The organism is Salipiger mucosus DSM 16094 (assembly GCF_000442255.1).
GTDB lineage: Bacteria > Pseudomonadota > Alphaproteobacteria > Rhodobacterales > Rhodobacteraceae > Salipiger > Salipiger mucosus.
Window position 1 is genome coordinate 370,164 of sequence record NZ_KE557276.1, and the last position, 9,131, is coordinate 379,294.

A 9,131-nucleotide genomic window follows, 5' to 3' on the forward strand; every position below is an offset into this window, starting at 1 on the left:
TGCGGCGCCAGATCGCCCGCCCGCTGGCGCGGCTGGGCGAGACCATGGAGGCGGTGGCCGAGGGCGACTACGAGGCCGAGGTCCCGATGCGCGAGCGGGCCGACGAGTTCGGCCGCATCGCGGGTCACCTGTCGCATCTGACGGGGGCGCTGCGCGACGGCCGCGCGGCCGAGGCGGCGCGCGGCCGCGCCCACGAGGCGCAGGCCCGCGTGGTGCGCCACCTGACCGAGGGGCTCGACGCGCTGGCCAGCGGAACGCTGACACATGCCATCTCGGACAGCTTTCCGGACGAATACGAGACGCTGCGCGCCAACTACAACCGCGCGGTCGAGAGCCTGCACGGCGCCATGGTCGAGGTGGGCGCCGGGGCCGCCAACATCCGCAGCAGCGCCGAGGAGATCGCGCGCGGCTCGGACGACCTGTCGCGCCGGACCGAGACCCAGGCCGCCACGCTGGAGCAGACGGCGGCGGCGCTCGAGCAACTGCTGGGCAGCGTGCGCGAGGCCGCCGACAAGGCGCAGCAGGCGCGCGGGCGGGTCGAGGCGGCCTCGGACCTGGCCGACCGCAACGGCGCGGTGATGCGCCAGGCGGTCGAGGCCATGGGCGGGATCGAGCGCAGCTCGGGCCAGATCTCGGAAATCATCGGCGTGATCGACGACATCGCCTTCCAGACCAACCTGCTGGCGCTCAACGCGGGCGTCGAGGCGGCCCGCGCCGGCGCCTCGGGCAAGGGGTTCGCCGTGGTCGCTTCCGAGGTGCGGGCGCTGGCGCAGCGCAGCTCCGAGGCGGCGCAGCAGATCAAGGCGCTGATCAGCGGCTCGGCCGACCAGGTCAAGGATGGCGTGCAGCTGGTGGAACGCGCGGGCGCGGCGCTCGACGACGTGGTCGCCACGGTGCGCGAGGTCTCCGGGCTCGTGAGCGCGATCGCCGAGGTCTCGGCGGAGCAGGCGCAGGGGCTCAACGAGATCAACACGGGCGTGTCGAACCTCGACCGCGTCACGCAGCAGAACGCGGCCATGGTCGAGCAGACCACCGCCGCCTCGCACATGCTGCGGTCCGACTCCGGTGCCCTGTCGCAGCTGATGGAGCAGTTCGAGACCGAGAACCGGGGCACCGGCGAGGCGCGAGATGCCGCCTGAGGGGTGCGACCTTCGGGAATGGGCCGCATGGCCGGCAACCGGGGTCGCCGGAGCGCGGCAGACCGTCCGTGCCGCCCGCGTTTCGCCATCCCGCGGGGCCGGCCAGCCGTGGGCCGAGCCGAGGTGCCTGTGGCCCGAAGGCGGCGTGGCGGGCGGAAAACAGTCCTCTCGGGTGCCCATGCTGGTGGCCTGTCCGGATAGGCCGACAGGTGTCAGAGTGTTTCGCACGATTTGTCCTTGCGGCCGGCGCTGAACCAGCACCGTGCCAAGGCCCGGCGAGGCATTGTGTCGGAGGATGACCCGGACAGGAGCGTGCCAGGACGCCGGACAGGCGCCGACATCCGGGGCGCTTGCGGCGGGTGCGATGCCGGCCACCCCAAGAGGGAGCCATGCCAGACCTTCAAAGCCGGTCCGAAGCGCGCGGTGGCGGCGCCCCGGTCCGGGGCCGGAGCGAGTGTCGGCGGCCCGGGGGACCGGGGCGGAGCCCCGGCTCGGATCAAACCTTTGTTATCCATTGCAGGTGGACATCGGAGCACATGTCTGGACGGCGCCGTTGCGGAAGGTTCGCCGCGCTTCAAGGGCGGCTCGGCCGGGCTGTCTTCGTGCCATCCCTCGCGCGATCGGGACGGGACCGTGGGCCCGGCACGGGGGCGGGTCAGGGGCGGCCCTGACGCAGGGCGGACCGGAGGGCCCGTCGCGTTTCGGGCCCGCTCACGCTGGACCGGAGAGGCCGGCGCGGTCGGCCGCGGGCTCGCCCCGAGGGAGGCCGCAGGGGAGCGGGAGGGCAACAGGGGTCCGGCCGTCGATCGGCACCGAACCGGGGCGCGAGGGCCGCGGCATCCGGCCCGCCTCGGGGTGGATGCGCGCAACGCGTGCAGCCGGTGCGGCGGGGCGGAGACCGGGGGCTGCCGGCACGGAACCCGGTTGATGTTCCGGGCCAAGTCGCAAATAACTGTTCCCTGATCATTTCGCGATTTCGACGAAACGGACCAGGGCAGGACATGGGCGACGGACAGAACCTACTTATCATCATCGCGCTACTTCCCTTTGTCGGCGCGCTGGTGCCCGGCCTCATGATCCGCGCAGGCCGAACGGCCTGCGCCACCTTCACGGCGATCCCGACCATCCTCGCGCTGGTCATGCTGGGGCTGCTTGCCCCCGACGTCATGCGCGGCGAGGTCGTGCAGGCGCAGGTCGCGTGGCTGCCGCAGCTGGGGCTCTCGGCCTCGTTCTTCCTCGACGGGCTGGGCCTGCTCTTCGCCGGCATGATCCTGGGGATGGGCCTGCTCATCACGCTTTACGCGCGCTACTACCTGTCGGGCGACGACCCGATGGGGCAGTTCTACACCTACCTGCTGCTCTTCCAGGGCGCGATGCTGGGCATCGTGATCTCGGACAACATCCTGCTTCTGCTGGTGTTCTGGGAGCTGACGAGCCTCTCGTCCTTCCTGCTCATCGGCTACTGGAAGCACCTGCCCGAAGGCCGGCAGGGTGCGCGCATGGCGCTGGCGGTGACCGGCGCGGGCGGGCTCGCGATGATCGGCGGCATGCTGATCCTGGGCAACATCGCGGGCAGCTACCAGCTGACCGACATCCTGCAGGCGGGCGAGGCGATCAAGGCCTCGGAGTGGTACCTGCCGGCGCTGATCCTGATCCTGCTGGGCGCCTTCACCAAGTCCGCGCAGTTCCCCTTCCACTTCTGGCTGCCGCACGCCATGGCCGCGCCGACGCCGGTCTCGGCCTACCTGCACTCGGCCACGATGGTGAAGGCGGGCGTCTTCCTGATGGCGCGCATGTGGCCGGCACTGGCCGGGACCGAGGCCTGGTTCTACGCGGTGGCCTCCATCGGGCTCATCACCATGGTGCTGGGCGCGGTGATCGCGCTCTTCAAGGACGACCTCAAGGCGCTGCTGGCCTTCTCGACCGTGAGCCACCTCGGGCTGCTGACCATGCTGCTGGGCTTCGGCACCGAGGCCGCCGCCATCGCCGCGGTCTTCCATGTCATCAACCACCTGACCTTCAAGGCCGCGCTCTTCATGACCGCGGGCATCGTCGACCACGAGACCCACACCCGCGACATCAAGCGGCTGGGCGGGCTGGCGAAGCTCATGCCGGTGACGGCGGTGATCGGCACGGTCGCGGCGCTGTCGATGGCGGGCATCCCGCTCTTCAACGGGTTCCTGTCGAAGGAGATGATGCTCGAGGAAGCCAGCCATACCTACTGGTACGAGAACCCCTGGATCGTGCCCGCGCTGGCGACGCTGGGCGCGCTCTTCTCGGTGGCCTACAGCCTGCGCTTCATCTTCCACGTCTTTGCCGGGCCGGTGCGCGACGACTACCCGCATCACCCGCACGATCCGCCCGCGGGCATGTATGCCGCGCCCGCGCTGCTGGCGGTGCTGGTGGTGCTGATCGGGGTCATGCCCTTCCTCGCCGAGCCGCTGGTGACCGTCGCCGCGAGCGCGGTGACCGGGGCCGAGTTGCACCCGCACCTGAAGATCTGGCACGGCGTCACGCCCGCGCTCTACATGTCGATGGCGGCCATCGCGGGCGGCGTGGTACTGCTGCTGCTGCATCGTCCGCTCGACCGCGCCTGGATCGCCGCGCCGCGGCCCGAGGCCAAGGTCATCTTCGACGGGCTGGTCGCCCGCGCCGCCGGTGCCTCGCGCTGGCTGAGCGAGGTGAGCCACAACGGCGCGATCAGCCGTTACCTCGCGATCTTCCTCGCGGCCTCGGTGGCGCTCGGGTTCGCCGCATGGAGCGGCGGGGCGTTGGCGCGCAGACCCGCGAGATGACGCCGCTGCCGCCGCTGGCGGGGGTCGCCTGGCTGATGCTCATGGTGGCGACGGGGGCGGTCGTGGTGATGCACCGCAACCGCTTCCGCGCGCTGGTGCTGATCGGGATCATCGGCCTGATGATCTCCTCGGGCTTCGTCTACCTCTCGGCGCCGGACCTCGCGCTGACGCAGATCTCGGTCGAGACGGTGACGATCATGCTGCTGCTGCTGGCGCTGCACTACCTGCCCAAGACCACGCCGCGCGAGAGCTCGGCCGGGCTGCGGCTGCGGGACGGCGCGATCGCGCTGGCCTCGGGCGTGGGGGTCGCGGCGCTGAGCTATGCCTTCATGCTGCGCGACGGCAGCACGATCTCGGACTACCACCTGGCCAATTCCTACAAGGGCGGGGGCGGCACCAACGTGGTGAACGTGATCCTCGTCGACTTCCGGGGCTACGACACCTACGGCGAGATCATCGTGCTGGGGATCGCGGGCCTGATCATCTACGCGTTGATGGAGACCCTGCTGAAGGGGCCGGCCGGCCAGCGCCTGCGCAACACCGACTACAGCCGCGACCGTTCGCGCGACCGGCACCCGCTGATGATGGTGGTCGCGACCCGGGTGATGATGCCCATCGCGGTCATGGTCGGCGTCTACATCTTCCTGCGCGGCCACAACCAGCCGGGCGGCGGGTTCGTCGCGGGGCTGGTGATCTCGATCGCGCTGCTGATGCAGTACATGGCCTCGGGCTTTGCCTGGACGCAGGCGCGCAAGAAGATCGAGTATCACGCCATGATCGGCTGGGGCGTGGTCATCGCGGGGCTCACCGGCGCGGGCGCCTGGCTTGCGGGGGTGCCCTTCCTGACCAGCGCCTTCGGCTACGTGCACATCCCGCCGATCGAGGAATTCGAGCTGGCGACGGCGGCGATCTTCGACCTGGGCGTCTTCCTGACCGTGCTGGGCGCGGTGATGCTGATGCTCTACAGCCTGTCGCGCATCGCGCGCTACTCGGGCGAGAGCGTGAACGTCGACCCGATGGACTATGACCCGGCCGACCGGGTGACCGATACCGAGAAAGGAGGCGCGTGATGGAGCTCCTCGTCGCAACCGCCATCGGCGCGCTGACCGCCGGTGGCGTCTACCTGATCCTGCGCCTGCGCGCCTTTCCCGTCATCATCGGGCTGGCGCTGCTGTCCTACGCGGTGAACGTCTTCATCTTCTCGTCGGGCCGGCTGGCGATCAACCTGCCGCCGATCCTGGCGAAATACGGCGACGCCAGCTACACCGACCCGCTGCCGCAGGCGCTGGTGCTGACGGCCATCGTGATCTCGTTCGGGATGACGGCGGTGCTGGTCATGGTGGCGCTGGGATCGTACCTCGAGACCGGCACCGACGAGGTCGACATCCACCCCGCCGGACATGACGCGAGCAACGAGGACGCCGCCCAATGAACCACTGGATCATCGCGCCCGTCATCCTGCCCGCGCTGCTGGCCCCGCTGATCGGTTACGTCATGCGGCACGACATGCCGCTGAGCCGGGTCTTCTCGATGGCCGGCACGGTGGCGCTGGTCGCCATCGCGCTGGGGCTCTTCGGGATCGCCGCCGACGGCACGACCCATGTCTACCGGCTGGGCGACTGGCCGGCGCCCTTCGGCATCGTGCTGGTGCTCGACCGGCTTTCGGCGCTCATGGTGCTGCTGACCTCGGTGCTGGCGCTGATCGTGCTGATGCATGCCATCGCCACAGGCTGGGACGCCCGCGGGCGGCATTTCCACGCGCTGTTCCAGTTCCAGCTCATGGGGATCTGCGGCGCCTTCCTGACCGGCGACATCTTCAACCTCTTCGTCTTCTTCGAGGTCCTGCTCATCGCCTCCTACGGGCTGATGATCCACGCGGGCGGACGCGCGCGGATGCGGGCGGGCCTGCAGTACGTGGTGATCAACCTCGCCGGCTCGACGCTGTTCCTGTTCGCGCTCGGCACGCTCTACGCGGGGACGGGCACGCTGAACATCGCGGACCTCGCGGTGCGGCTGGCCGAGATCCCCGAGAGCGAGTCGGCCATCGTGCGCGTCGCGGCCATGCTGCTGATGATCGTCTTCGCGGTGAAGGCGGCGCTGTTCCCGGTGCAGTTCTGGCTGCCGGGCACCTATGCCAACGCGCCCGCGCCGGTGGCGGCGCTCTTCGCGATCATGACCAAGGTGGGCGCCTACGCGATCATCCGCGTGCACACCATCGTCTTCGGCCCGGACATCGCCGCGACCGAGGGGATGTCGGGCCTCTGGCTCTTTCCGGCGGCCATCGTGACCATCGCGGTCGGGGCCTTCGGCGTGCTGGGCGCGCGGCGGCTGATGCCGCTGATCGCCTTCTCGGTGCTGGGCTCGATGGGCACGCTGATGATCGCGGTCTCGGCCTTCACGCCCGAGGCGACGACAGCGGCGCTCTATTACCTCGTGCATTCGACCTTTGCCGCGGCGGCGCTGTTCCTGATGGCGGATCTCGTCATCACGCGGCGCGAGGACGACGTGCTGTCCGGCATGCCGCCGACGGTGCAGAACGGGCTCTTCGCGGCGCTGTTCTTTGCCGCGGCCATCGGCATGGCGGGGATGCCGCCGCTTAGCGGGTTTCTGGGCAAGCTGTTGGTGCTGGACGCGCTGCGCGCCCCGGGCGAGATCGGCTGGGCCTGGACGGCGGTGCTGGCGGGCTCGCTGCTGACCATCGTGGGCTTTGCCCGCGCGGGCAGCACGCTGTTCTGGAAGTCGACCGCCGTGGCGATCCCCGAGCCGGGACCCGAAGAGGTGCCCGCGCCCGAGGAGGGTCCGCACGAGAAGACGCCCTCCATCGCGCATCACGCGCCGGTGACGGCGATGGAGGCCGCGCCGAGCATGGCCGCCCTTGCGGCGCTGGCCGCGCTGGCGGCGCTGGCGGGCCCGGCGGCGAGCTACTTCGAGGCGACCTCGGCGCAGCTCTTCGACCGGAGCAGCTATGTCGACAGCGTGCTGACCGAGGACCCGGCGGCGCTGCTCGAGGCTGTGAAGGCCGATGACGGGCACGGCTCGGAAGAGGGCGGCTCGGACGGGGACGGAGAGCCCACGGGCGACGGCGAATACGGCGTGGACGACCACGGAGAACCCGTGGGCGACGCGGCGACGGAAGAGGGACACTGAGCCATGCTGAAACGTCTCGCACCCCATCCGCTTCTGAGCCTGACGCTGGTGCTGGTCTGGTTCGGGCTGGTCAACAAGTTCACGCTGGGGAACCTGATCCTGGGCGGTTTCCTGGGGCTGGTGATCCCGATGGTGACGGCGGCCTACTGGCCGAACCGGCCCGGCGTCTCGCGGCCCTTCAAGGTGATCGAATACGCGCTGATCGTCCTGTGGGACATCTGCAAGGCCAACGTCGAGGTGGCGCTGATCATCCTGTTCAAGCCGAACGCGAAGATCCGCTCGCACTGGATCAACGTGCCGCTCGAGCTGACCTCGGCCGAGGCGATCACCACGCTGGCTGGCACCATCACGCTGACGCCGGGCACCGTCTCGGCGACGCTGGCGGCCGACGGGGGCAACATCCTCGTGCACTGCCTGCACACCGACGATCCCGACGGGGTGCGCGACGACATCAAGTCGCGTTACGAACGGCGGCTGAAGGAGATTTTCGAATGATCCACGCGGCGCTCGTCTTTGCCTTCGCCTGCTACGGCCTGGCGCTTCTGTTCAACCTCTGGCGCATCGTCATGGGCCCCGAGGATGCCGACCGCATCCTTGCGCTGGACACCATGGTGATCAACGCCATCGCGATCATCATCCTCTACGGCATCTGGCAGGGGACGGCGATCTACTACGAGGCCTCGATGCTGATCGCCATGCTGGGCTTCGTGTCGACGGTGGCCTACTGCCGCTACCTGCTGCGCGGCGACATCATCGAGTGAGGAGGCGGACATGGACCAGTTGATCGAGATCGGAATCACCTTCTTCCTCGTCGTGAGCGGCATCTTCGGGCTGGCCGGCTCCTTCGGGCTGGTGAAGCTGCGCGAGACCATGCAGCGCCTGCACGGGCCGACCAAGGCGACCACGCTGGGCGTGGGCGGGGTGCTGATCGCCTCGATGCTCTACTTCGGGCTGGTGAAGGGCACGCTCTCGTTTCACGAGCTGCTCATCACCCTGTTCCTGCTCCTGACCGCGCCGATCACCGCGAACTTCATCGCCAAGACCTACATGGCGCGGCACGTGAAGGTCGATGATCTGCCCGGCACCGACCGCCGTTGCGGCTGGTCGGTCTACGACGACCCGCCGCAGCAGCCGCCGGCGGAGTGACCCCCGGCGTGCCGGCCCGTCAGCCGACGGGCTCGGCGGGGGCGAGCTGCAGCGTGCGGCCGCCAAGCGCGCGGAAGGCGCGCTGGCGGCAGGTCAGCACGAGGATCTGCAGATCGTCCGCCTGGCGGTGGAGCGCGTCGAACATCCGCTCGATGCGGTCGTCGTCGGTGAAGACCAGCGCGTCGTCGAGGATCACCGGCGCCGGGCGCCCGGCCGAGCTGAGCATCCGCGCGAAGGCGAGCCGGACCATCAGCGCAAGCTGCTCCTGCGTGCCGCCGGAAAGGATCTCGATGGGTTCCTCCTGCCCGTCGCGGATGAGCGCGCGCGGCAGCAGGGTTTCCTCTCCCCAGAGCAGCTCGGCCTCGGGCCAGAGCAGTTGCAGCAGCGGCTTCAGCTCGGTCGCGACCGGGGTGAAGTAGCGCTCGCGCGCCTGGCTGCGGGCGGCGTCGAGCGCCGACTCCAGCCGTTTCAGCACCGCGACCTCGTGCTCGATCCGCGCGAGGCGGGCCTCGGCGACCGCGAGATCCTGACGTGTTTCCTCCAGCCGTTCCTCGACCGCCTCGCCGGACTGGCGCGCGATGCGTTCGTCGAGCGTGGCGAGTTGCGGGCGCAGGCGGGCGACGGTCTCGCGGGCCTGGGCGTCGACGGAGTCGTGCCGCTTGGCGGCGGCGCGGGCCATCTCGAGGTCGGGCGCGGTGCGGCGGCGCTCCTCGAGCAGCGTCTCGGCGGCGCGCAGGGCCTCGGCGGCCTGGGCGACCTCCTTCGCAAGCGCGTCCTCGTCGGTGGTGCCGAGCCGTTCCAGCGCCTCGGTCGCGCGGGCCAGCCGGTCGCGCGCGGAGGTCAGCGCGCCATCGGCGCGGGTGGCCTCGGCGCGGGCATCGGCGTGCCGTTCGGCGGCCGTATC

At 70.1% G+C, this 9,131-nt stretch carries 7 protein-coding genes and 1 pseudogene; 7 read left to right on the top strand and 1 reads right to left on the bottom strand.

Annotated features, from left to right (window positions below):
* The 7 genes and pseudogenes from SALMUC_RS13885 to SALMUC_RS13915 all read left to right on the top strand — a co-directional run.
* A partial coding sequence (locus tag SALMUC_RS13885) for a methyl-accepting chemotaxis protein (RefSeq protein WP_156883510.1) occupies positions 1-1,139 on the top strand: 1,139 nt, incomplete at its 5' end.
* 1,001 nt (positions 1,140-2,140) lie between these two features.
* Positions 2,141-5,004, top strand: a pseudogene (locus SALMUC_RS13890) (monovalent cation/H+ antiporter subunit A).
* Positions 5,004-5,366, top strand: a complete 363-nt coding sequence (locus tag SALMUC_RS13895) for a Na+/H+ antiporter subunit C (RefSeq protein ID WP_020043631.1) — start codon at positions 5,004-5,006, stop codon at positions 5,364-5,366. Before SALMUC_RS13890 ends, SALMUC_RS13895 begins: the two are co-directional and overlap by 1 nt.
* Positions 5,363-7,081, top strand: a complete 1,719-nt coding sequence (locus tag SALMUC_RS13900; protein ID WP_020043630.1) for a monovalent cation/H+ antiporter subunit D — start codon at positions 5,363-5,365, stop codon at positions 7,079-7,081. The genes SALMUC_RS13895 and SALMUC_RS13900 overlap by 4 nt, the downstream gene beginning before the upstream one ends.
* A 3-nt stretch (positions 7,082-7,084) precedes the next feature.
* A complete protein-coding gene (locus SALMUC_RS13905) occupies positions 7,085-7,576 on the top strand; it encodes a Na+/H+ antiporter subunit E (protein ID WP_020043629.1) in 492 nt (163 codons plus the stop codon).
* Complete coding sequence (locus SALMUC_RS13910) at positions 7,573-7,842, top strand: K+/H+ antiporter subunit F (RefSeq protein ID WP_020043628.1); 270 nt, start codon at positions 7,573-7,575, stop codon at positions 7,840-7,842. Before SALMUC_RS13905 ends, SALMUC_RS13910 begins: the two co-directional genes overlap by 4 nt.
* A 10-nt stretch (positions 7,843-7,852) precedes the next feature.
* A complete protein-coding gene (locus tag SALMUC_RS13915) occupies positions 7,853-8,227 on the top strand; it encodes a Na+/H+ antiporter subunit G (protein ID WP_020043627.1) in 375 nt (124 codons plus the stop codon).
* Positions 8,228-8,246: 19 nt separating this feature from the next.
* On the opposite strand, the gene SALMUC_RS30505 is transcribed toward SALMUC_RS13915, so the two are convergent.
* Positions 8,247-9,131: ATP-binding protein (locus SALMUC_RS30505; protein WP_020043626.1), on the bottom strand; the 885-nt coding region annotated here is incomplete at its 5' end.

What these genes read in the sequence shown, in the direction of transcription:
- SALMUC_RS13895 (WP_020043631.1), top strand. Translation starts at nt 5,004, where the DNA reads ATGGAGCTCCTCGTCGCAACCGCCATCGGCGCGCTGACCGCCGGTGGC.
- SALMUC_RS13915 (WP_020043627.1), top strand. Translation starts at nt 7,853, where the DNA reads ATGGACCAGTTGATCGAGATCGGAATCACCTTCTTCCTCGTCGTGAGC.
- SALMUC_RS13900 (WP_020043630.1), top strand. Translation starts at nt 5,363, where the DNA reads ATGAACCACTGGATCATCGCGCCCGTCATCCTGCCCGCGCTGCTGGCC.
- SALMUC_RS13905 (WP_020043629.1), top strand. Translation starts at nt 7,085, where the DNA reads ATGCTGAAACGTCTCGCACCCCATCCGCTTCTGAGCCTGACGCTGGTG.
- SALMUC_RS13910 (WP_020043628.1), top strand. Translation starts at nt 7,573, where the DNA reads ATGATCCACGCGGCGCTCGTCTTTGCCTTCGCCTGCTACGGCCTGGCG.